The 22,845-nt window shown below is 69.1% G+C and carries 18 protein-coding genes; 3 read left to right on the forward strand and 15 right to left on the reverse strand.

The features are described 5' to 3' along the window. Positions 1–140 precede the first annotated feature (140 nt). Together OG254_RS43075 and OG254_RS43080 are read right to left on the reverse strand one after the other, a co-directional pair. Complete coding sequence (locus OG254_RS43075) at positions 141–1,646, reverse strand: type IV secretory system conjugative DNA transfer family protein (protein WP_405593164.1); 1,506 nt, start codon at positions 1,644–1,646, stop codon at positions 141–143. Continuing rightward, positions 1,643–1,942, reverse strand: a complete 300-nt coding sequence (locus OG254_RS43080) for a hypothetical protein (protein ID WP_405593166.1) — start codon at positions 1,940–1,942, stop codon at positions 1,643–1,645. The genes OG254_RS43075 and OG254_RS43080 overlap by 4 nt, the downstream gene beginning before the upstream one ends. A 287-nt stretch (positions 1,943–2,229) precedes the next feature. Here OG254_RS43080 and OG254_RS43085 point away from each other — a divergent pair, with 287 nt between their 5' ends. Next, entirely contained in the window at positions 2,230–2,892 is a 663-nt protein-coding gene (locus OG254_RS43085) for an NUDIX domain-containing protein (RefSeq protein WP_405593168.1), read from the forward strand. Positions 2,893–2,921: 29 nt separating this feature from the next. On the opposite strand, the gene OG254_RS43090 is transcribed toward OG254_RS43085, so the two are convergent. Then, a complete protein-coding gene (locus OG254_RS43090) occupies positions 2,922–3,635 on the reverse strand; it encodes a TetR/AcrR family transcriptional regulator (RefSeq protein WP_405593170.1) in 714 nt (237 codons plus the stop codon). Between the two features lie 86 nt (positions 3,636–3,721). Here OG254_RS43090 and OG254_RS43095 point away from each other — a divergent pair, with 86 nt between their 5' ends. Then, complete coding sequence (locus OG254_RS43095) at positions 3,722–5,548, forward strand: glycoside hydrolase family 15 protein (protein WP_405593172.1); 1,827 nt, start codon at positions 3,722–3,724, stop codon at positions 5,546–5,548. Here the strand turns inward: OG254_RS43095 and OG254_RS43100 are convergent. The 4 genes from OG254_RS43100 to galE all read right to left on the reverse strand — a co-directional run bounded on the left by OG254_RS43100 (position 5,457) and on the right by galE (position 11,956). Beyond that, complete coding sequence (locus OG254_RS43100; RefSeq protein ID WP_405593174.1) at positions 5,457–6,233, reverse strand: class I SAM-dependent methyltransferase; 777 nt, start codon at positions 6,231–6,233, stop codon at positions 5,457–5,459. The two genes, OG254_RS43095 and OG254_RS43100, sit on opposite strands and share 92 nt — an antisense overlap. A 7-nt stretch (positions 6,234–6,240) precedes the next feature. Beyond that, positions 6,241–7,497 carry an aminotransferase class I/II-fold pyridoxal phosphate-dependent enzyme gene (locus OG254_RS43105; protein ID WP_405593176.1) on the reverse strand — a complete coding sequence of 419 codons (1,257 nt, stop codon included), beginning with the start codon at positions 7,495–7,497 and terminating at the stop codon, positions 6,241–6,243. Positions 7,498–7,514: 17 nt separating this feature from the next. Further along, entirely contained in the window at positions 7,515–10,661 is a 3,147-nt protein-coding gene (locus OG254_RS43110) for a putative bifunctional diguanylate cyclase/phosphodiesterase (protein ID WP_405593178.1), read from the reverse strand. A 206-nt stretch (positions 10,662–10,867) separates the two neighbouring features. Then, positions 10,868–11,956, reverse strand: coding sequence for a UDP-glucose 4-epimerase GalE (galE, locus tag OG254_RS43115; RefSeq protein ID WP_405593180.1), 1,089 nt, complete (start codon positions 11,954–11,956; stop codon positions 10,868–10,870). Positions 11,957–12,141: 185 nt separating this feature from the next. Between galE and OG254_RS43120 the strand changes: the two genes are divergently transcribed. Further along, positions 12,142–13,128 (forward strand): aldo/keto reductase, encoded by a 987-nt coding sequence (locus OG254_RS43120; protein ID WP_405593182.1) that lies wholly within the window; start codon positions 12,142–12,144, stop codon positions 13,126–13,128. On the opposite strand, the gene OG254_RS43125 is transcribed toward OG254_RS43120, so the two are convergent. The 8 genes from OG254_RS43125 to OG254_RS43160 form a co-directional block, all read right to left on the reverse strand. Next, a complete protein-coding gene (locus tag OG254_RS43125; RefSeq protein ID WP_405593184.1) occupies positions 13,125–14,348 on the reverse strand; it encodes an FAD-dependent oxidoreductase in 1,224 nt (407 codons plus the stop codon). The two genes, OG254_RS43120 and OG254_RS43125, sit on opposite strands and share 4 nt — an antisense overlap. A 32-nt stretch (positions 14,349–14,380) precedes the next feature. Then, positions 14,381–15,676, reverse strand: coding sequence for an ATP-grasp domain-containing protein (locus OG254_RS43130; RefSeq protein ID WP_405593186.1), 1,296 nt, complete (start codon positions 15,674–15,676; stop codon positions 14,381–14,383). Between the two features lie 7 nt (positions 15,677–15,683). Continuing rightward, entirely contained in the window at positions 15,684–17,024 is a 1,341-nt protein-coding gene (locus OG254_RS43135) for a GH39 family glycosyl hydrolase (RefSeq protein ID WP_405593188.1), read from the reverse strand. Between the two features lie 13 nt (positions 17,025–17,037). Beyond that, on the reverse strand, positions 17,038–17,814 hold the full coding sequence (locus OG254_RS43140; protein ID WP_405595538.1) for a polysaccharide deacetylase family protein: 777 nt from the start codon (positions 17,812–17,814) through the stop codon (positions 17,038–17,040). A gap of 20 nt (positions 17,815–17,834) precedes the next feature. Further along, complete coding sequence (locus OG254_RS43145; RefSeq protein ID WP_405593190.1) at positions 17,835–18,935, reverse strand: glycosyltransferase family 2 protein; 1,101 nt, start codon at positions 18,933–18,935, stop codon at positions 17,835–17,837. Position 18,936: 1 nt separating this feature from the next. Continuing rightward, positions 18,937–20,448, reverse strand: coding sequence for a lipopolysaccharide biosynthesis protein (locus OG254_RS43150; RefSeq protein ID WP_405593192.1), 1,512 nt, complete (start codon positions 20,446–20,448; stop codon positions 18,937–18,939). Positions 20,449–20,582: 134 nt separating this feature from the next. Then, the gene (locus OG254_RS43155) at positions 20,583–20,957 is read right to left on the reverse strand and encodes a hypothetical protein (protein WP_405593194.1); all 375 of its coding nucleotides are present in this window, start codon (positions 20,955–20,957) and stop codon (positions 20,583–20,585) included. After that, positions 20,954–22,645 carry a glycosyltransferase gene (locus OG254_RS43160; RefSeq protein WP_405593196.1) on the reverse strand — a complete coding sequence of 564 codons (1,692 nt, stop codon included), beginning with the start codon at positions 22,643–22,645 and terminating at the stop codon, positions 20,954–20,956. Before OG254_RS43160 ends, OG254_RS43155 begins: the two co-directional genes overlap by 4 nt. Between the last annotated feature and the right edge of the window lie 200 nt (positions 22,646–22,845).

The raw sequence follows: 22,845 nt of genomic DNA on the forward strand, positions 1-22,845 counted from the left end.
ATGCATCACCGGCGGTTTCCCGTGGCTTCTGGCGAGAGGTAATCGGAGCATGCACCTCGCGTCGCAGCCGCTCCGAATGTTCTATGTGTAAAGACGTTTGCAACATATATCCTGCTTATAGCAAATTTCATGATCGAAAGTCAACGTCGGCTTTTCTGGCGAGAGTTGGTCGAGAAGACGGTTCCGGCAGTCGGGGAGAGCTTTCGACTCTGAGTCCGTGGTCGTCGGCCAAGGACGGAAGGAGCCTGCACAATTGGGGCCACCGCGGTCTCTATGGGAGGAGCTGGCTCGAAGTAGTGATCGAGGTAGTACCGCTCGATCTCGTCCAGGCTGCGAAGAACGGGCGGAAGCTCGGAAAGCCTCGGTGTATGAACGCGCTGGAGGCGGTCGTCCGGAAGACGGATGAAGGCTTCGCCGACGTCGAGCTGCTGGATCTGCTGGGTCGTGTGCTCCCACTGCTCGGGGAGCGGGTAGTACGTCGGATGCGTCCGCTTCTCGGCTGCCTCGTCTGAGACCACGTGCTTGACAGCCTCGGTATCGACCGTCCCGAACAGCCGGGCCGAGTACTCCGCGTCAGGTCGGCCTGCCTTGAAGATGGCTTCGATGCCAACGTTTTGAAGCGCTCCCTTGAGGCGGTCTGAGGCCTGGCTCCAGTTCTGGTGCGCCATGACGCAGTACAGCTTGTACTTGCGGGTCTCAGAGAGCATGCGCGTGAGGCTCTCCTCGCTTTGCGCCATGAACTGCGAGAACTCATCGATCATCAGGACATGCGGCGTGCGGAGTCGTCGGCCTGCTGCCCGGAGGTTGGCTCGGCTCAGAGCTGCGGTCTCCATGCCGACGGTGAGCAGACACCCAAAGAGCCGGCGCGTGTCAGGGAACGCCACCGACAGATTGACGATCAGGGACGTACCCGAGTCGATGAGCCGTCGGAAGTCCAGGACGTTGTCCTGATGGCCGAGGGCGTAGCGAAGGATGGGGGAGAGGGTCAGGAGATCCGCCCGGTTGAGCGTGGACTCCTTCATCACGGGCGCGTCTCGTCCCCACTGATCCATGCGCAGCCGGAAGAAGCGGATGACTTGGGGGTCACGGACACGGGTGCGCAGCAGCTCGTTGCGGAAGGCCGTGTCGGTGAGAAGATCTGAGAGGCGCGTGAGGGGGAGATCTGCCTCCCGCAGGGCCACAACCGAGTGCTTCAGGATGTTCTCGAACGTCGGTGCACCGTGGGCCAGCTCCGGCCAGGCTCGCCTGGCTGCCTCGGTGACGTGCTCGGCCATCGCGTGGTCGTCGTAGGGCTGGGCGAGGAAATTGAACGGAAGGTAGCGGCCCTCTGCGGCAGCTGCCGGAATGTCCATGTAGATCAGCCGCTGTCGCTGCTCCTGGGTGTCGAGCTGCCCGAGGGCGACGAGGTGAGCAAGCACCAGTTGGGCCAGGTCGCCGTGTGGATCGATCAAAGTGACGGGCTGACCAGCCAGGTACAGCGAGAGGAAGAGGGACGCGAGGAAGTAGCTCTTGCCGGAGCCGGTCTTGCCCAATACATGCATATGAGTGCGGGCGGCCTCAAGCGGCAAGTACAGCGTCCGAGGAAAGAACCAGTTCCAGTAGGTGCCGAGCGGGATGCGTGGCTGGTGGGCAGGGAAGAGCGTCATTCGAACTCGCGCTGCACCGGCTGCGACAGGTCGTAGTTGAACGCAGGGACAGGCGGGGCGTTGACACTCACCTCCTCATCAGACTGCGGAACATCGAGCAGACTCACGGCATCTTGTTGTCCTACCGGATACCAAAGCGGCCCGAAGAAGAACGTCTTGGGTGGCGTGGTCACGGGGGAGGCCTGGGTGAGGAGGAAGACGTCAGCGAGATCCGAGTGGCCGGTGGCTTCAAGCTCCTGGCGCGTCCAGTCCGAGAGCTGTTCTCGACGGGCGCTCGTCGGCACCACCACGGCCACGGTGATGTTGTCGGTCTCGAAGGCCTCACGGTACGGGCCGATGGCCTAGGCCGTGAGAGAGGCGACCTTGCGGCGCCAGTGCTTCTGATGCTCTGTGCTGCGGTCAAGCTCCAAGGCGATTGAAACCGCCCGACCACCTGGGCCCGCCCGCCCGCGCGACCGCCCGGCCATCCGCGTGATGACGCCCGGACGTCCCCCGCCCGTCACCCGGACCGCATCCCGCAGACCGCGCCCGGATGGTAGAAGCGGGCCATGACCAACTCGCTCATCCCTCCGGCCGGTGCCCGATGACCGCCGGCATCGACACCCCCGACCGCCGCGGCCGCACCGGACTCGACCGGGCGGGCCGGGACCTGACCGGCAATCCCCGCGTCAAGGTGCGGGACGTGGAACTGCTGTCCAGCCACTGGTACGTCGAGCGCGCCACCACCTTCGACCTCCAGCACGCCGACGGCACCTGGAGCACCCAGCAGCGCGAGACCCACGACCGCGGCAACGGCGCGACCATGCTGCTGTACGACGCCGAGCGCGAAACCGTCCTGCTGACCAGGCAGTTCCGCTTCCCGGTGTACGTCAACGGTCACCCCGACGGCATGCTGATCGAGACGCCGGGCGGGGTGCTCGACGACGATGACGAGCACCCGGAGATCGCCGTGCGGCGCGAGGTCGTGGAGGAGACCGGGCACACCATCGGCGACGTCCAGCACGTCTTCGACATCTACATGAGCCCGGGCTCGGTCACCGAACGCGTCAGCTTCTACGCCGCCGCCTACGGCCCCTCGACCCGCACCCACGAGGGCGGCGGCCTGGACGAGGAGGGCGAGGACATCGAGATCCTCGAACTGCCCTTCCGCCGGGCCCTGGAGATGATCCGCACCGGCGAGATCGCCGACGCCAAGACCATCATGCTGCTCCAATGGGCGGCGCTGGAAGGGCCGTTCGCCCGCTGAAGCCTCTCCCGCCGAACGGCCCCGCTGTCTCAGCCCTCGCCGACGAAACGGTCGACCACCGCGTCCACCCCCGCGGCCAGACCCTGCGGCCCGCCCCGCTCGGCGAGGGCCGGGGCGATCGCTCGGAGCGTGGGCAGCTCCTGGGACGGCATGCGGTGCAGGCCGAGACGGAAGGCGGGATCCGGCTCGTCGGGGTTGTCGACCATGGCCCGCAGTTCCACGGAGACGTATCCGAGGACCCACGCGGTGTAGCCGTGGAACACGGCAGCGGTCCGTTCCTCGTCCAGCCCTGCCCCGCGCAGCAGCGCGAGCACCCGCTCATGGTCCCGCAGGACCGCCGGAGCCCTGCGGGCCAGCGGAACCGCCATCATGCGCGTGGCGATCAGCGGCACCACCTGAGGGTGGGCCAGGCAGACCTCGTAAGTGATCAGGGCGATGCGGTGCAGGTCGGCCCGCCACTCGGAAGGCCCGGGAGCGGGGCCCTCGGCGAGACGGTCCTCCAGTTCCAGGTAGAGGGCCTCGACCAGCCCGTCCAGCAGCGCGTCCTTGCCGGCCGCGTAGCGGTACAGGGCCATGGCCTCGACGCCGAGTTCGGATCCCAGACGGCGCATGCTCAGCGCGGAGAGACCTTCGCGATCGACCAGCTCCAGGGCGGCGGCCAGCACCCGCTCCCGACTGAGCCTGCCGTGCCGCCCACGGTCACTCGCACGCCGGGCCGGGCCTGCCTCCGGGTCCTTCGCCATACGCCTTCTCCTTCCCTATACGACGTAAACGTACAGGAGAGGTACCCTGGAAGCGCGGCAAAGTGCACGACGGCGTACTCCCGATCATGAGTTCACCCATCGAGGACTACGCCCTTCTCAGTGACCTGGAAACCGCCGCAATGGTCGGCATGGACGGGTCCATCAACTGGTTGTGCCTGCCTCGATTCGACTCTCCCGCCTGCCTGGCCGCGCTGCTGGGCACTGCGGACAACGGCTTCTGGCGAGTGGCTCCGCGCGCGGGCGGGCGCTGTACGCGCCGGGCCTACCGGCACGACACGCTGGCCCTGGAAACCGAGTGGCGCAGCGGCGGCGACACGGTCCGGGTCACGGACTTCATGCCGCCGCGCACACAGTCGCCGTGCGTGGTCCGCGTCGTCGAGGGCGTGTCGGGTTCCGTCCCCATGCGCAGCGAACTGCGGCTGCGGTTCCACCAGGGCCGGGTCGTGCCGTGGGTCCGGGACACCGAGTCCGGCACGCTCGCGGTCGCCGGGCCGGACGCCGTCTGGCTGCACGCCGACGGGCCGGTCGGCGTGCCCGACCGGCAGGATCCCACCACGCTCGACTTCACGGTCTCGGCCGGTCAGCGGCTGGCTGTGACGCTCGTATGGTCGCCGTCGCACCTGCCCGAGGCACCCGCTCCGCTGTCCGTCCCGGCCGAGACGGCGCTGAAGGAGACCAGTGACTTCTGGCGGCGCTGGACCGCCCGCTGCCGTTACGAGGGACCCTGGCGGGACGCGGTGGTGCGGTCCCTCATCACCCTCAAGGCGCTCACCTACGCCCCGACGGGCGGCATCGTCGCGGCACCGACCGCCTCGCTCCCCGGGTGCATCGGTGGGGAACGCAACTGGGACCACCGGTTCTGCTGGCTGCGCGACTCCACCCTGACCCTGTCCTGCTTGCTGCGCAGCGGCTACCGCGACGAGGCCACGGCATGGCTGAACTGGCTGATGCGAGCCATCGCGGGCGACCCCGCCCATCTCCAGACCGTGTACGGCGTCGGGGGACAGCGGCTCCTGCACGAGACCGAGGCACCCTGGCTGCCCGGCTATGAGCGATCACGGCCGGTCCGGTTCGGCAACTCGGCGGAGAACCAGTTCCAGCTCGACGTGTACGGCGAGGTCCTGGACGCCCTGTGTCTGTCGCTACGGGCGGGGATACCCATGCCGGCCCGGGTGTGGAGTGTGGTGGAGGCGCTGATGAGCGATCTGATCCGGCACTGGCGTGAACCCGATCAGGGGCTGTGGCAGGTGCGTGGTCCGGGGCGGCAGTTCGTCCATTCCAAGGTCATGGCCTGGGTGGCCGCCGACCGGGCGCTGAGCATGGGGGAGCTGCTCGGCCGCAACGGATCCTCCGGCCGGTGGCGGGCGCTGCGCGACGAGGTGCACCGGGAAGTCTGCCGGGAGGGGTGGGACGCGCGACAGGACTCGTTCGTGCAGTCCTACGGCTCCTCGTCCCTGGACGCCTCGGCCCTGCTGATCCCCAGGCTGGGCTTCCTGCCCGCCCGGGACGAGCGGGTGCGCGGCACCGTCCGGGCCGTACAGCGGCTGAAGCACGGCGGGTTCGTCCGGCGGTACGGCCCCTCGGGCGACGCTGTGCACGACGTGGACGGCATACGCGGCCCCGAGGGCACCTTCGTGGCGTGCACCCTGTGGTACGCCGACGCCCTCGCCGCCACCGGGCATCCCGGTCAGGCCCGGGAGGTCTTCGAACGGGCCCTAGCCATCCGCAACGACGTCGGTCTGCTCGCCGAGCAGTGGGACCCGGACGCGGGCCGTCAACTGGGCAACGCGCCGCAGGCGTTCAGCCATATCGCTCTGGTGGAGACGGCGTTCGCCCTGTCATCAGCACCATCCCCGAGTCGCCGTAGTCGGGGAGGGTCGGGTCGGCGTTGATCCGGGTTACCGAGAGTCGCTCGGTCAGCGGCGCGAACACCTCCCGGACCGCGTCCACGTCCACGGGGCAGCCCGGCCAGCGTGAGGCGCGTCCGATGCGGTACGTCGGCATGTTCTCCATGAACGCGGCCACCAGGTACCCGCCCGGGCCGACGCACCGGGCGAACAGACGGCAGAACTCGGTGAACTCCGTGAAGTCCTCGGTCGCGCCCTCGGCGACGAAGTGCATCGACGCGAGACCGTAGGCGCCGGCGGGCAGGGCCCGGACGTCGCCGTGCACGACCCGTACCCGCGCCAGCGCCTCCCCGAGGGTCTCCGGCAGACTCGGGACTTGTCGCCGGCACAGCGCGTAGAAGGGTTGCCAGCAGGCATCGGGGCCGTCGCGGAACTGCCCGGTCAGATAGCGGACGTTGGCCGTACCCGCCTCCACGGCGTCGATGCGGCGGCTGACGGAGGCCGCCAGCATGAGCGGGTACAGATTGGGCCCGGCGCCGAACTCGACGGACCGTGCGATGCCGCCGGGCGTCAACTCCCGGTACAGCCGGGCGTGGTGGGCGATGACCGCGGCGTCGGACGGGTGCAGCTCACGGTAGTTCTCGGCGAGGTAGTCCTGGACGGGCCAGCTGTCCCAGTCCACGTCGTCGTTGCGGATCGGAACGGCGTCGGGGGCCTCGGACGTGACCATGCCGCACTCACCCCCGCAGCCCCAGGACGCGCTGCTCGGCCAGCCGGCTCAGCGTGTCGTTGAGCCGGTCGATGTCCTCGTCGGAGTTGAGCGCCGTGATCTGGATCCGGAAGCCGACCCGGTCGCGGGGGATGAGGGGATAGGCCGCCAGGGTCACGTAGATGCCGCTCTTCCACAGGAACTGGGCGACCGCGTCCAGATCGGCGGCGTCGGCGAGCGGGATCTCCACGATCGGGAACTCGCGGACGCCCGGCGTGTCCAGGCCGAGGCCGCGGACGTGCCGCAGGACCCGTACGGTCTTGCGGTACAGGTCGGCACGGATCGCGTCCCCGCGGCGGTCGTTCACCGCCAGCCCGGCGAGCGCCGTGGCCAGGGACGCCGTCGGCGAGGGACCGGAGTAGAGATAGGGGCCGGCGGCGGTCTTCAGGTGGTCCTTGAGCCGCGAGGGCAGGGCGAGGAAGGCCAGCAGGGAGGAGTACGCCTTGGAGAAACCGCCGACGAGGACGATGCCGTCGTAGCTCTCGCCCGTGTGCCGGACCACGCTGTTGCCACGCGATCCGTACGGGCAGGGCTCCGCTGCCGTCCGCTCCCCGATGACACCGAAACCGTGGGTGTCGTCCACGTACAGCGTCGCGCCCCGGTCCCGGCAGATCCCGGCCAGCACCGGCAGGTCGGGGATGTTCCCGCTCATGCTGTCGACACCGTCCAGGCAGACCAGCCGGGGCCCGTCGGACGGCAGGGCCCGCAGCAGGGCGTTCAGTTCGGCGGGCCGGTCGGCGCGGAAGCGGTGCAGCCGTGCGCCCCGGCCCCGGGCCGACACACAGCCGTCGTACACGGTTTTGTGGGCCCTGGCCTCGACGAAGACATGGCCCGCCCCGGCCAGGACCGGGATCACCGAGCCGTGGATCAGGGTGGCGGTGGGCAGCAGCAGCGTGTCCGGTGCGCCGAGCAGGGCGGCGAGCCGCTCCTCGATGTCCGTGTAGAGCCGGGGGCTGCCCAGCAGCCGCGACCAGCTGGGGTGCGTCCCCCACCGCCGTACGGCCGGTTCGATCTCGTCGATGATCTCGGGGTCCCAGTCGAAGCCCAGGTAGTTGCAGGATGCGAAGTCGATCAGCCAGTGGCTGCCGCTGCGGATGTGCCGCCCGCGCACCTCGTCCAGGACGGCGTCGCTCATGGGGCTCGTCCGTCGCAGGTGGTCGAGGTGGTTCAACCGCGGGTCGGCCCGGCTTCCCGGGGGTGCTATGTCGCCGTCGATTGCGCGCATGGTGTGCTCCCTTGGTTTCAGGCCTGCGGAGACGGCCGGACGCCGCCGTGCCGGCGGAGCACGGCCTCGCCCTGCTCCACGGTCATCGGCCGTGCGAACAGGTAGCCCTGCCCGTACCCGCAGCCGATGTCCGCCAGCAGTTCCCTCTGCCGCTGCTCCTCGATGCCCTCGGCGATCACCTGAAGCCCGAGCGTGTCGGCGAGGTGGATGATGCCCTCGACCAGAGCGACCTGTCGGGGGTCCTTGGGAATGTCGTCGATGAACGTCTTGTCGATCTTGAGTACGTCGATGGGGAAGTCCCGGAGATAGCGCAGCGAGGAGTATCCGGTGCCGAAGTCGTCCACCGCGATGCGGACACCCAGGTCCTTCAGCGCCCGGATGAGCGTGTCGATCTGCTCGGTCCGCTGCATCAGCACCGACTCGGTGAGCTCCAGCAGCAGCGTTTCCGGGTCCATACGAGCGGTGTCCAGGGCCCTGCACACCTCGTTGAGGAAACCCGTGTCCCGCCATTGCCGCGCGGAGACGTTGACGCTGAGGTACGGCGGTCTGGTCCTGTGCTGCTGGAGCCGGGCGATGTCGGCCGTGGCGTGGTGCAGCACCCAGCTGCCGAGCACCGAGATGTTGCCGGTCTCCTCGGCGAGGGGGATGAACTGCCCCGGTGGCACCGGATCGGTTCCTAGGCGCGGCCAGCGTGCCAGTGCCTCGAAGCCCACGATCTCGCCCGCGACGATGTCCACGACGGGCTGGTAGAGCAGCGTGAACTCCTGGCGGGCGATCGCACCGTCGAGGCGCGCCCGGAGGTCGTGGCGTTCCGTCACGCGGGCGCGTTGCCGCGGCTCGAAGCGTCGCCACTGGCGCTTCCCGGAGGTCTTCGCCGCGTACAGAGCCAGATCGGCGAGGGCCAGCAGTTCCTCGGCGTCCGTGGTGTCCCTGGCCGTGGCGACCCCCACGCTGGCGGAGACGCTCACCGATTCGTCGGCCAGCTGGAACGGCCGGTTGAGCGTCTGGATCACCTGAGCGGCCAGCAGCTCGGCGTCGAGGGGCTGTTTCGCGTCCTCCATCAGCACGGCGAATTCGTCGCCGCCGAGCCGGGCCGCCGTGTCGGTCCGGCGCAGCGTCGCCGACAGCCGCTCGCCCACGGCGCGCAGCAGCCGGTCGCCGACGGTGTGGCCCAGCGTGTCATTGACGATCTTGAAGTCGTCCAGGTCGATGAAGAGCAGACAGGTGATCGTCGACTCACGGCGACTGCGCAGCAGAGCGCGCTCCGTACGCTCCAGCAGCAGGGTCCGGTTGGGCAGGCCGGTCAGCGAGTCGTGAAAGGCCCGTTGGGTCAGCTCGTGCTCCAGCTGACGCTGCTCGGTGACGTCCCGCAGCGTCACGACCAGACCACCCACGGTCCGGTCCTGCCGCAGGTCACGGCAGCGCACCTCCACCTCGATACGGTCCTCCTCGCGCACCACCCACCAGTGGTCGTGCGCCTCCTCCCGCCCCCTGTTCCGCAGGGTCGCGAGCGTCCGGATCACCCGGCCCCGGTCCTGCGGATCCAGCAGTTCCGGCAGCTGCCGCCCGGTCAGCTCGACGCTGCCGCCGAACACGGCCTGCGCGGAGGGAGTCGCGTAGCGGACGGTGGTGTCGTCGTTGACGATCAGGATGACGTCCGTGGCGTTGTGCACCAGCGTGCGGAAGTACGCCTCGCTCTCCGTGCGGATGATCTCCCGCCGCAGCGCGATGCGCTCCATCGCCAGTCCCGCGTGCGAGGCGAGGATCTCCAATGAACCCCGGATCTCGGCGAGTTGTCGTTCGGGGCCGGCTGCCAGCATCGCGCCCGGAAGCTCGCCGCCGGCCGGGCGGTCGGGCTGGACCATCGGGCAGACCAGGGCCGTCGGCAGATCCCCGAGCCGGGCGGCGATGACCGGCCCCAGCGCGGTGCCGGGAAGAACGAGGGTGCGGTGGCGGGCGGGATCGGCCGGCCTGCTCCGTGCGGGCTCGGCACGGTCCGTGATCCACCGTCCGCCGATCCGTACGGGGGACCGCGCGAGACGTATGTACAGCTGCTGGGCGTCCCGGGCCGACAGGAGCATGGCCACGTGCGGGGCCTTCGGCCCGAACAGTGTGGCGATCGCCCTGTCGCAGGCCCGGGCGACCTCCTTCGGCCAGGTCGCTCCCACCAGCGAGGCGGCGGCGGTGCGCAGCGCCTGCTCCCGCGCCATGGCCTTGCGGTGCGCCACGACCATCACCGCCAGACGCAGGATCACCAGCAGGAACAACAGACAGGAGAATGCGCCCAGTACCGCCGCGTCGCGCACCCTGCCCGCGAGCTCCTCGTACATCAGGACCGCGGGCGTGATCAGCGTGGCCACCGTGAGCAGCGCGAGCCGGCGCCAGGGCGGCAGCAGGGACTGCGGCTGGGACTGCGAGGCGGTCAGCTCCGCCATCGAGGGGTGCAGCGCGGCCAGTCCCCACGCCGTGTAGAAGATGATCCAGCCCGAGTCCAGCAACGTGCCGGTCTGCCATGTGTCGTTGAGCTGGAGGATCCCGTAGGCGATGTCGAAGCAGAGCAGTGTGAGCGTGCCCAGCACGAGGAGTTGGACGGCGCGGTTGGAGCCGGACACGGGGCTGGGGGCGAGCAGCCGCGCGAGCAGGGCCAGCACCAGGATGTCCCCGAGCGGGTAGGCGATGCTGATCGCGCGCTGCTGCCAGGTGAGGCCCTCCAGTTGGGCGAGCGGCTGCACCAGATACACCCAGACCGGCAGGGCGAGCCCCGCGGTGACGATCAGCGCGTCCAGCAGGCTGGGCAGGTCGTGGCCCACCCAGCGGTAGCGCACCAGACCGAACAGGCCCGCGGCGAACAGCGGATACACGGCGAGATAGCAGGCGTCCGCCGGGGACGGGAACGGATTGGACGCGGCGAAATACGACTCCTGCACGTTGTAGTAGGTGTCGCCCGCGGCGAAGGCCAGCAGCCCGGCGGTGAGCACCCACCACGGCCACCGGTGCGCGGGCCGGTGTACGTGCACGCCGACGAGCATCGCCCCGGCACCGGTCATCCCGATCACGGCCCACAGCGGCGTACGCAGGTCCGGGACGGTCATGTACAGGCCGGTGATGGCCCCGACCAGCACGATGAGGGCGGCCATCAGCCGGTGGGCCAGCAGCAAGGTCAAGCGCCTCCCCGGATCGGAGGACACCGCGCTGCGCGGACTGTGCCAACTTGGGCTTCCTGTATTGATCGTAGGCACGGCGGCTGCCCCGCTGCATCTTGTCGCCCGGCTCGCGAGCAGCGTCGTGAGGCCTCCCGGCGGTGACCGTGGCAGGCGCCGCGGTCGGCCCGCCTCAGGGGGCTCGGGGACTGCCGAGGGCGACACCGGCACTACTCCTTCGGGTCCGGTCGCCAGGTGGAGTCGGCGTAGCCGTGCGGGTTGAGCCGCTGGAAGCGCCACGCGTCCCGGCACAGGTCGGTGAGGTCCCTGGTGGGGTGCCAGCCCCAGGCCCGCGTCACCGCGGTCGGGTCGACGACGAGTTCGGCGACGTCTCCGGGACGGCGGGGCCCGCTGTCGTACGGGACGGGCCTGCCGCACTCCGTGGCGAACGCGGCGACGACGTCCAGGACGGAGCTGCCCTTTCCGACGCCCACGTTGTACACATGCATGCCCGGCCCGTCGGCGAAGTGGTCGAGCGCGACGCGGTGCGCGTCGATCGCGTCCATGACGTGGAGATAGTCGCGGATCGCGGTCCCGTCGCGGGTCGGGTAGTCGCTCCCGAAGACCTCCAGCCGCTCACGTCGGCCATCGGCCACCTGGGCAAGATGGGGCAGCAGGTGATCGGACGCGGAGCGGGCGTCCTCGCCGAGCAGTCCGCTGGGGTGGGCCCCGGCCGTGGTGGTGTACCGCAGGCACAGCACCGTGTACTCGGGGTGGCGGCGGCAGACGTCCGCGAGGATCTGCTCGCAGATCCACTTGGAGGCCGCGTAGGGGTTGGTGGGGCGGGCCGGGGTCGACTCGTCGAGCGGGCCTCGGCCGGCGTCGCCGTAGACCGCACCGGACGACGGGTACACGAGCCGGTGCACCCCGTGCTCGTGCATGGCCGCCAGCAGGGCGGTCGTACCGCCGACGTTGATGTCGTAGTACTCGATGGGCATCCGTGTCGACCTGCCCGCGGCCTTGTGCGCGGCAAAGTGCACAACGGCGTCCACGGAGTGGCGGTCGAAGACGGCCGACAGGGCATGTCGATCACGGATGTCCAGCTCGTAGACGGCACCGACGAAGCGGCCGGCGATCCGTTCCATGCGGGCGAAGACCTGCGAGGTGCTGTTGGAGTAGTCGTCGACCACGATCACCTCGTAGCCGTGCTCCAGGAGTTCCACGCAGGCATGACTGCCGATGAAGCCGGCCCCGCCGGTGACCAGAACGGTCGACGGCGTCCACGGAGCTTCACTTCCTTCGTCTGCACTGCTCGCCATGGCAGGACACTCCTGCTGACAGCATCGAATGCACCGTATATTTACGGTGTATATGTACACTTTGCAACATTGGTCCCGTGGAGTCAAGGCGCCCGGTCGCGCGTGAACGCTTGACTTGAAGAGCACTTCAAGCTGAAGACTCCCGGCACGTGCCCCGACCGCGGGCACGAACGGGAGGGACCACCATGAAGTACCGCACCATCGGCACCGACTCCGGCACTCGCCGCGAGGTCAGCGTCCTCGCGCTCGGCGCGATGCTGTTCGGCTCACGGACCGACGAGGCGACCTCCTTCGCCGTGCTCGACCGCTATGTCGAGGCCGGCGGGACCTTCATCGACACGTCCGACAACTACGCCTTCTGGGAGGACGCCGGCCAGGGCGGACAGAGCGAGGAACTGCTCGGCCGGTGGCGGCGCAGCCGCGGCGTCGGCGACGAGATCGTGATCGCCACCAAGCTCGGCGCCCGCCCGCTGGCCCCCGGCACCGGCTTCGTCGACAACCCGGAGGGCCTGTCGGCGAAGGTGATCCGCGAGTCCGCCGAGCGCAGCCGCGACCGGCTCGGCGTGGCCAGGCTGGACCTGCTCTACGCCCACATCGAGGACCGGAGGGTCCCGCTCCAGGAGACCGTCGAGGGATTCGCCGAGCTGGTGCGCGAGGGCACGGTCGGCCTCCTCGGCGTCAGCAACCACGCGATCTGGCGGGTGGAACGGGCCCGCGCCCTCGCCGCGGCGGCCGGCCTGCCCGGCTACGAGGTGCTCCAGTACGCCCACAGCCACCTGCGGCCCCGCCTCGACGTCCCCGACGGCCTGTTCCCCGATGGCAGCCTGGGCCACGCGGGCCCGGAACTCCTGAGCTACCTGCGCGCCGAACCCGGCCTGACCCTGGTCGCCTACTCACCGCTGCTGAAGGGCGCCTACACCCGCCCGGATGTCGCGCTGCCCGCCGACTTCGACCACCCGGGCACCGCGTCCCGCCTGAAGGTGCTGCGCGAGGTCGCCCGGGAGACGGGCGCCACCGTCAACCAGGTCGTCCTGGCCTGGCAGATCGGAGCCGAACTGCCCATCGTCCCGCTGGTCGGGGCGTCGTCCGTGGCGCAGCTGGAGGAGAGCCTGGCGGCTGTGGACTTGGAGTTGAGCCGGGAGCAGCGGGCCCGACTGGACGCGGCGCACTAGAGGTCCGACGCTGCCAAGTGCCGCGCCAACCGCGGGGAAGCGAACTGCGTCCCGCACACGAACCGCATGACGGGGCCGTACGAAGCCGCAGCGGGAAGCCCGGTGAAGTACAGCCCCGGTACCGACGAGCAGTATCCGGCGCCCAGTTTCGGCGTCCCCCTGCTGACCGCCAGTTCCGTGCACAGCTCAGGGCTGAGGAAGTCCATCGCGGCGATGTCGACCCGGTATCCGGTTCCCGCGATGACGTGGTCGGCGGACAGTTGGCGGGTACGGCCGTCGTCGGTCCGGACGGTCAGTACCGGACGTCGGTCGGGCGCGTCCGCACGGATGATCCGGGCGACTTCGGTGATCTCGGCCTTGCCCTCGAACCGGTCGCGCAGCCACCACGCTCCGAGAGGGCCGAGCACATGGCGGACCAGGTAATGACGGAGTTGGGCAGGGAGGTAGCGGTAGGGATGCGGGTAGTAGCAGAGCGCCCACAGGGACCACGCCCGGCCGAAGGGTGACTGGGGGCGGAACCTCGGCTGCTCCCACGGAGGCGTACCGAACCCGACGCTGCCGCGCCCGCGAACCACCACACGCACTCGCGCTCCCGCCTCCGTCGCCAGCGCCGCCGTCTCCAGGGCGGACTGACCGGCACCTACGACCATCAGGTCCTTGCCGGAGAACCGGCTGAGGTCATGGTGCTGGGAGGCGTGCGAGACGGGGCCCACCGGCGACGGACCGTCCGGTGCGGCGCCGGCGAGTTCCGGCGGGAGGTGGGCGAGGCCCGACAGGCCGGTCGCCACGACGACGGCTCGTGCGGTGAACAACTCGCCCGAGGACAGCTTCAGTTCGAAACCCACGGACGCGGACCCGGGCCCGACACTGCCGCGCCGGTCCACGGAGACCACCCGCACCCGCTCCAACTCCGGTACGAGCCTTTGCTGGAACCAGTCCCCGTAGGCGATGAACGTCTCGATCGGGATGATGTCATCGTCCTTCACCAGCCGGGGTATCCCGGCCGCGTCGCAGAAGTCGACGAGGGTGTGTCCGCGCTGGGGCGCGTCGATGTTGGTGGCGGCGGGGGTCGACTTGAGGAGCATGCCGGCGGGCATGTGGTCGCGCCAGCTCACCATGGGGTCGCCGAACACTCGTACCGGAATGCCGAGTGCCCGCAGATGAGCGGCGGTGGAGAGGCCGAACGGCCCGGCACCGATGACTGCTACCGGAAGATGCATGGTGTTCCTCCCGAGGACGTTGGCGGATTTCGTCAATGGGCAGGCCGACACGGGGGCGGCACAGGTGCCCGGGCCGGACGGGCTGCCCGGCGGTTGGTGCGCCACAGCTGGTACAGGTGTTTCACACCCGGCCGCACGAGGCGCGCGATCATCGTGAGGAACGGCAGCGGGTCGTCACTCGCGAACCAGCCCAGTTCCGTCCCGTTCGCGTGGGTCGGCGCGTGTGGCGTGGTGTAGCCGCTGCGGCGGTAGGCGAGCAGGGCCGGCAGGTCGATGTTCTCCACGATGTAGCGGCGGCCGGTGCACTGTTCGCCTTTCGGTACGGCGCGGCCGGTCAGGTCCAGATGCATGGCGCGTACGACGTCCATGGCGGACTCGTTCTCGAACAGGCGGAACTGGGCGCCCATGCGCGGGTTGAAGTCGAGCAGCTTGTACCGGCTGTCGCGCCGGTCGAAGCGCAGGTCCAGGTCGATGATGCCGCTGAAGCCGATCTGCTTGACGAAGCGTGCGGCGAGGTCGGCGAGTTCCGGGTTGTCGACGATGTAGGCGCAGGCCGTCATCCCCGCGTGCGGCGGCCAGGAGCGGACCTTCACGCCGGTGAACAGGGCGAGCGGGGTGGAGTCCGCGTCGAAGTAGGCGTGCACGATCCAGTCCTCGGCGTCCTCCCTCGGCAGGTACTCCTGAAGGATCACCCCGGGCCGCTCGCCCCAGTCACGGGCGAGGCTGAGCAGCCCCTCCCGGGTGGCGATCCGCGTCGTACCGTTCACCACCGGCTGCCTGCGGCGGACGAACGCCTCACGGTTCTTGGCCACCACCGGGAAGGACGCCTTCTCGGTGAACTCCTCGATCTCCTGGTACGACTGCGGGGAAACAGTCGCAGGGCTGGGGACGCCGTGTTCGAGGCACAGTTCGTGCAGCCCCTGCTTGCTGGCGACGCGGTTCGGGAGGAGCGGATCGACGCGGGGGAAGAGGAAGCAGTCCCGCAGCACATCCTGGTGCTGGGCGATGAGCACCGCGGCCTCTTCGTCGGTCGGGACGAGGACTGCCGGGCGGCCGATGCGCCCTGCGATGCGCACCAGCCCTTCGACGAGCTGCGCGTGATCCTCCGCGCCGGTGGTCGGCCACACGAAGGCGTGGCGAAGGTAGCGGGAGGCGGCCGCAGGTGTGTAGCGGTCCTCGGTGATCGCATACATCGGGACACCCAGACGCCCCAGGGTGCGGATCGCGCCCACGCCGCCGTGATGGAGTGGATAGTCGCCGAACTTCACGATGAGACCTGGCACTTCGCGGTCGGCCTCGAAAGGTATGTCGGCAGTTTCTCTGGTCATGGGATTCCTAAATGCTGCTGAGCCAGCGCACCTGATAGGCGTCCAGGTCGACCGATCGGCCGTCGACGTTCACGTGAACGGGCCGGTCCAGGGTGTTGACCATCAGCATTGCCTTGTCGTCGGCGAGCACGCGCACGGTCTCTGCGTCGTCGCCCGCCATATCAACCGGTCGAAACGCCGAACCGGGCGGGAACTCCGTGTCGAAACGGCGGATCAGGTCCATCATCGGCAGCGCGCCATCGGAGGCATTGCCGGTGACTCCGGAGCTGTGCCAGAGGCAGTCGGTGCACCGCTCGCCCCGTCTCTGCGGATTCCAGTAGAAGGCGGTGGTGGCGCCGCCCTCGGCGATGGCCATCATTGCGGCGACCTGGACGGCGAAGTGCCGCGCCTCGTGCCGGCGCTCACCGGAACCGTCGTCGTCCGACGGTTCGATGTAGTACTCGGTCCACCACAGCGGAACGGAGGTGCGGTCCCGGATCCACCGGCCGATTGCGGTGAACTTGTCGGTTGCCCGGAACTCGTCCGGCAGCGCCTCACCGTCGCGGGTGTAGCTGGCGCCGTCGACGACCACGAAATCGGCTCCGGCCTTGTGCAGGTTCCAGTAGTCGAAGGCCTCGAGGACGCGCCGGTCGACGCTGCCCCATGGGCCCTTGAGGCTGGAGCCGTACCTTGTGTGCCGGGGCCCGAAACTGTCCATGTTCAGGTACGGCCCGCCCACCAGGTTCTCCTTGTTCACCTTCTTCAGCGCGCTGTAGACCTGGTTGTAGAACGCGGTGTACCCCTCGTGGTCCCAGCGCTCTTTCGCGTCGTCGAAGAAACCCTTGAACTCGTTCCAGACGATGAAATGCCGCACGTCCGGATAGCGAGTGGCGACGGTCGCGGCGAGGTCGGCGAAGTCGTCGTAGTGATCGGGGCTCGGGGCCGTCTCCAGGGACCGCCGGGACCAGTCGGTGTGACCCGGCTTGCCGCCCTTCATCCAGTCCGGTGCGCAGCACAAGGTGATGACGGGCGTTCCGTGGGTCTCCCTGATGAGGTCGATCCGTTCGTCCAGGGTCGCGAAGTCGTAGCGGCCCGGGGACGGCTCGGGGTTGTCGGCGCCCCAGCCCATGATGTGCTGGTTCTGCGGCAGTGACTGAGCGGAGAGTGCCCCGCGCGCGGTCCGCACGGCGGCGGGGTCCCCGTCCTCGGCGCTGTACTGGGTGTGCGTGATGCCCCAGCCGAGCGAGGAATCGGCCACCGCGGACGTTGCCCCGCCGTTGCCGGGAAGCGTGACGCACAGCGCGACAACGAGCGCGAGTGTCGCCACCGCCGCGACGACTGCGCTGATCCGCCACGCTCGGGGCCTCATGTCCTGACCTGGCTCAGACACGCGCCCGAGCCGCCTTTCGAACGAACCGTCGGGATCCGCGCAGCAGCGCGTAGCCCTTGGTCAGTGCCCGGTCCACGGCGAACGTGCGGGCAACGGCCCGCCCCTCCACCAGGCGTGCGAACTCCGCAGTACTGGTGCCCCGTCGCACGGTGATTCTCCGTAGTGCATAGGGGCCTTGGCATGGATCGGCCAGCGCGTTGCCCACTGCCAGGGACTGGGCGTATCCGGCAGCGCGCACGGCCCGCCGCACCCGGCGGTTGGAGTAGCCGTACGGGTAGGCGAAGGAGACGGGAGGGACGCCGAGTTGCTCGGTGACGAGCTCTCTGCAGTGCTCCACCTCGTACTGCAACAGGTCGTCGGGGAGCTGGTCCAACTGCGGGTGGGTGTGGCTGTGCCCGCCGATCTCGGCGCCCTCAGCGACGAGTTCGTGCACCTGGTCCCAGTCGAGCATGGTGTCCAGGGCGGCGCCGTCGATCTCGTACGGGCCACGCAGCCAGCCTGTGGTGACGAAGACCGTGGTGGTGAATCCGTGTTGGTGGAGCACGGGCAGAGCATGCTGACGCACGCCCTCGTACCCGTCGTCGAAGGTGATCAGCACGGGATGGTGAGGCAGCGGTGATCCGTCACGCCAGGCTGCCGCAAGGCAGGTCGTGGACACGGGGGTGAACCCGCGTTCCGCGAGCAGTGACATCTGATCGGCGAACATCTCCGGCGAGACGGAGAATGCACGGATCGACGCCGCCGGTGCGTGCCCGATCGCGTGGTACATCAAGATGGGTACGGGTTGAGTCACCGGAAGCTCCCTCGCGGCGGTGGATCACGATGCCTGCGGTCGGGCATGCCCTGGACCTCTGCGGAAGGTCGTCGTGGCGCTACGACGTCCATCCCGGCCGGAGACGGTGCTTGCACCACCCAGGAGGGCGAACCGCCCCTGTGGGCACGCAACATGCCGACCGTGTATCCCGTCGCGGCGGTCACCACTCCGGCCACGATCGCTCCCGCACGCCCCGCCCCTCCACGGCGCCCCAGCAGGGTGTCACGCAACCCGCGGGCCACCCCGGCCGGCAACACGCGTGTGGTGTAGCGGCGCTCGGACTCCAGGCCCTTGCGCGCCCCCACGTGGTGGGTGACCTGGGCCTTGGAAAGCCCCTCGGCGTAGGTGCGGCGGCGGAAGTAGCCGAAACGCTTCCGAGCGTCGGGGACCTTGTGGTGGATGACCGCGCGATCGTCGATGAGGAGAACCGCCTCCGGTACGGCTTGCGTCAGCCGGATGCACAGCTCGGTCTCCTCGCAGCCCAGCGGGCGCTTGTCCCCGTCGCGGCCGATGCCGATGGCGAAGCCGCCCACCGCCTCGAAGGCCGTACGTCGGAAGGAGGCATTCCCTCCCAGCACGTTGCGGACCCGTATCCGTCCTTCCGGGAGCCCCTTGTAGGAGCAGCCGACGACCCAGTCGAACTCCGCGGGGAACCAGCTGGGGCGGCGACCCGACGCCCATGCCGGGACCGTACGGCCGCCCACGGCCATCACCCGTGGATCGGTGTACGGGGCCGCCATGTGCCGCAGCCAGTCCCGTTCGGCCACCGCGTCGTCGTCGAGGAAGGCGATGACCGTGCCCAGGGCCAGGGCGATGCCGGTGTTACGCCCCGCGGACAGGCCCTGCGGGCCCGCGTTGGGGAGCACCCGGACCGCCGGTCCGCGGTATCCGGTGCCCGGGTCCTTGTCGTACTCGTCGCGGAGCCGGTCGAGCAGCGCGGGGTTGTGGTCGACGACCAGCAGCGTCTCCAGAGCGGGCAGGGACTGTTCGCGTACCGATTCCACAGCGGCGAGGGTGTCCTCCCACCGGTCCTCGGTGTATGCGCAGATCACCACGGAGACATCTGTACGGGGCACGTTACTTCTCCTTGTCCGAGAGAGGCGCGAAGCCTGAGGGCCGAGACCCTTCCGGTGCGGACGTCGATGACGAGTCCGCCGGCCGACGGGGCAGCCACTGCGAGCGCCGGACGACGAGGTAAAGGGCGATCAGAGAGAGGGCCACGAGCCAGGCGAGACCTCCTCCGGCCAGGCCGAGTGTGGGCAGGAGGATCAGGGACAGGCCCAGCACGAGTACACAGAGGGCCAGCTGCAGGCCTACGACCAGGCGGAGGCGTCGACGCATCCGGGCCACGTCGACGGCCATGCTCACCAGGAGGTTCGGCAGCGCGGAGAGAGCCATCAGCCGCAGCAGTGTGGTGCCGTGCTCCTCGTACTCCGGCCCGAAGAAGGCGAGGAGACGCGGTGCGATGACGATCATCACGGCGGCCCCTGCGGACATCAGCATCGCCGAGTGACGCAGCACGCGAAACGCATGCTCGGCCAGCCGGTCGGGGTCGTGCGCCGCCTCGACGATCAAGGAACTGCCCATGTTGGTCGCGAGGAGGTAGGGGATGTAGCCGACGATCCAGGCGAGCGAGTAGTAGGCGCTTTGCGCTGGTCCCAGAGTGTTCAGCACCAGAAGGGGCACCAGCGTGTAGGCGGCCATCCGGAACAGCGAACCGAGGTAGTCCGCGGTCGCGTATCCGAGCATGCGGGGCGGCGGTCGTGTCGCTTCTGGAGCAGCTCTCTCGTGACGAGGCACTGCGCGTCGCAGCAGGAAGGCATTGGCCACGAGGATTGCCACGACCAGAGCGCCGGCCCAGGAGATCAGGATGCCTGCAAAGAGAGTCAGGAGGGCCGTGGCTGCCAGCAGAACGATCTTCACTACCGCGAAGATCGCGTTCTCGGTCGCTACCCAGCCCGGGTGCCGCACTCCCGTCAGGGCGCCGTCCTGGAGGGCGAAGATCGCATAGGCGGCCGTATACGTGACGAAGAAGAAGGCCGTCAGCGGGGAGAGGAGGAAGTCCAGGCGGGGACTGATCGTCGGCACCAGGAAGAGGAAGCCGATGGAGACCAGCACGCTGCAGACGACGCTGGCGAGATAGCAGGCCAGGATCAGGGTGCGTGTGTGACGCCCGGCGGACGGTACGAAGCGCACGAGGAAGTCGGAGAGATTGAGCTGGCCGATGGTGGACAGCAGGGTCGCGGCGGAGACGGTGGCGTAGTTGATGCCCACCGTGCTGTCGTCGTACCAGCGTGTGGCGAGCACCCAGAACACCGCTCCCAGCCCGGCGTTGACGAGGGAGCTCATCACGAGGAGATGCCCGTTGCGGAGCAGGGGTTCGCGCGGCAGCACTGCGGCGATTCTGGCGCGGGCACCTGCGGCGAAGGGGCGTTCGGCGGCGCGCGGGGACGGCGTGATCGTCGTCTGCGTCGTCGGCCGTGGGAGGCCTCGCGAACCGGTGAAGGGGGTTCGGCCGTCTGCTCCCTGGGCGGATATCGCTGCGCCGGGGGCCGGGTGACGGTGTTCGCCGGAAGCCTGGGTGGCCATGGATTCTCCAGGACCGATGGATTGCCGCGTTTACGATGTATAGATACATAATAAGCGGCTGGTGTTGTACGTCAATTAACCGGGGCTTATAGGTCTTCGTCGGCGAAACGGGACTGTCGGTGTCGAGGTGTGGTCTAGCGCTGTGGCGCGCGGGCGCGGCTCTTCGACACTCGGAGACCTGACGCCAGTACCGAGGCCGAGGTGAGAACCGCCAGAGCGAGCAGAGCGCGGGTGGGGGTGAACACCTGGCCCACGAAAAGGACCTCGGCGACCAGAGCCGAGACGGCAACGCTGACCGCTCCTGTGAGGGCCACGGATTCGAGGAGGCCCGTCCGTCCGGCTCGGGGCGTGAATGCACGTCCGGTCACCAGCAGCGTTGCGGCCAGTCCCGGACAGACGAGGAGGAAGATCACCGTGGTCGCCACTCGCACCGCAGACGCGTCCGGGAGGGCCGTCATGGCAAGGGCCACCCATCCGGACAGCCCCACACTCCATCGCAGCCAGGTCATCCGGAATTCCCTTCCGGCGGAGGACGGAACCGGTACACGATCGCGTCCGCATTGCGATAGACCGGAGTGAAACCGGGCGCCTTCGACAGCGCGGAGTTCAGTCGCCTCATGAAGTCGGGGGGCATGGCGCCATTCAGCTGGATGTCCGCGTTCTGCGCCCGGGTGAGGAGGACGTACGCCGGCTTGTCCCCCGCCCTCCGCAGGAGCGGCTGGAGCCCGGCCAGTGGGTCCTTCGCCAACAGCTGTTTCGTCGCCAGGCTCTCTTCTGTGATCTCCGCACGTTCGTGCCGGTCGTAGTGCATCTCGAGCCCGGGAGCCGCGAACGTAACAGAAATGATCAACGAGCCGGTCGGCGTCCGGGTCGTCACATACCGGGTGGCCGCGACCTCCCCGGAGGAGAAGCGGTTCATCGCTTCCTTGCTGTAGTAGCCGAACACCAGCCCTCCGAGCATGGCCAGCAGCGCGACGTAGACCACCGGGGTCCGAGCGCGCAGGTGTCCGACCGGCGGCACCAACAGCGCCGCGACCAAGAAGGCGGCGGCCGGTAGCGCGAACATGTAGGCCCGAAAGACCATCTCCCCGCCGTAGGCGTTGATCAGCGCCAGCGGTAGGGGAGAGACCACGAGCAGGGGCAGTGGGGTGCGCCGGGTCCAGCTGTGTACTACGCAGGCGACCGCGGCCGACAGGAAGATGCCCCCCGACAGGCCTCGGTCGATCCAGGCGACCACGACCTGGCTCGGGGCGGCTTCGGCGAGCCTGTTCAGACCGGACCAGACGTTGGCCTCGGGACGGGTGATCGCGCTGACGAAGTCGCCGAGGTGCTTGGACACGTACGGTCTCGCCACACTCGCGTACCAGGCCAGATTGAGTGTGAAGGCACCGGCCAGCGCCGGCAGGACCACTTGCCGGTTGCGCCGGGGCAGGGAGAGCAGCAGCAAAGCACTGATCAGCATGAGGGGGGTCAGCTGGTGGGACGTGACGATCGCGGCTTCGATCACCAGCAGGAGGATGAACCGACCCGGCGGCCAGCCCCGGGGTGACGCCCCCCGATGGGGGATCGCGGACGAGGGCAGTTGCCTGAGGACGAGGCCGATCACGGTCGCGTAGAGAAGAAAGGTGAAGGCCTGCGGTGCGAAGTAGTCCTGCCCCACCCATGAGCAGGAGTAGTAGATCCAGACGGCTCCCCAGATCAGCCTCCGGTTGGTGGTCACCGACCGGTAGATCAGCAGGAGAGGACCGAGCATCGCCACGTTGACGAGCACCTGGGCCCACAGGGCGTACCCCAGGGGGGACTCCAGTCCGGCGGCTCTCAGGAGCATCGCGTTGAACTGGAAGAAACCGGGCCACTGGTTGTAGATGCCGAGGCCTGCGGCGTCGGGTACCTCGCCGTTGTGCCGGATCATCGCGTCGATGACGGCCACGTGCTTCCAGGCCCAGGCATACCGCAGCTCCGAATAGAGCAGTGGTGGCGTGGCGTGGATCAGGCCGATCAGGGCGAGCACATACGCCGCGTAGCAACCGTGAGGGGTCCGCCGGTCGGTCAGCGCCGCACAGAAACCGAGGGCGAGGAGGGCGAGCGCGGCCCAGAACGTCGCGGGAAGCACCTGTAGCAGCCCGAGGTCGTCCATCTGGTCGAGGTGCACATCGCGGAGCGACAGCAACCACAGGGCCAGCACGGCAGGCAGCACGCAGACTGCCGTGCGGACGCCGGGCCCGGCTTGTCGCAGCGGGAACCAGGCGGGCGCGGGAGCCCGGGGGGATGGCGCGAGCCGGGTGTTCCACCAGGTGCTGGGTCCGGCACGCGGCGCAGTGGCATCATCCCCCGCCGGGGCCTTTCCGAGGCCCTCGGGATGATGCCGACCGCTCACTGACGGCTCCGGCCGGACGT

Origin of the sequence: Streptomyces sp. NBC_01092 (genome assembly GCF_045039535.1) — a bacterium.
Taxonomy (GTDB): Bacteria; Actinomycetota; Actinomycetes; order Streptomycetales; family Streptomycetaceae; genus Streptomyces.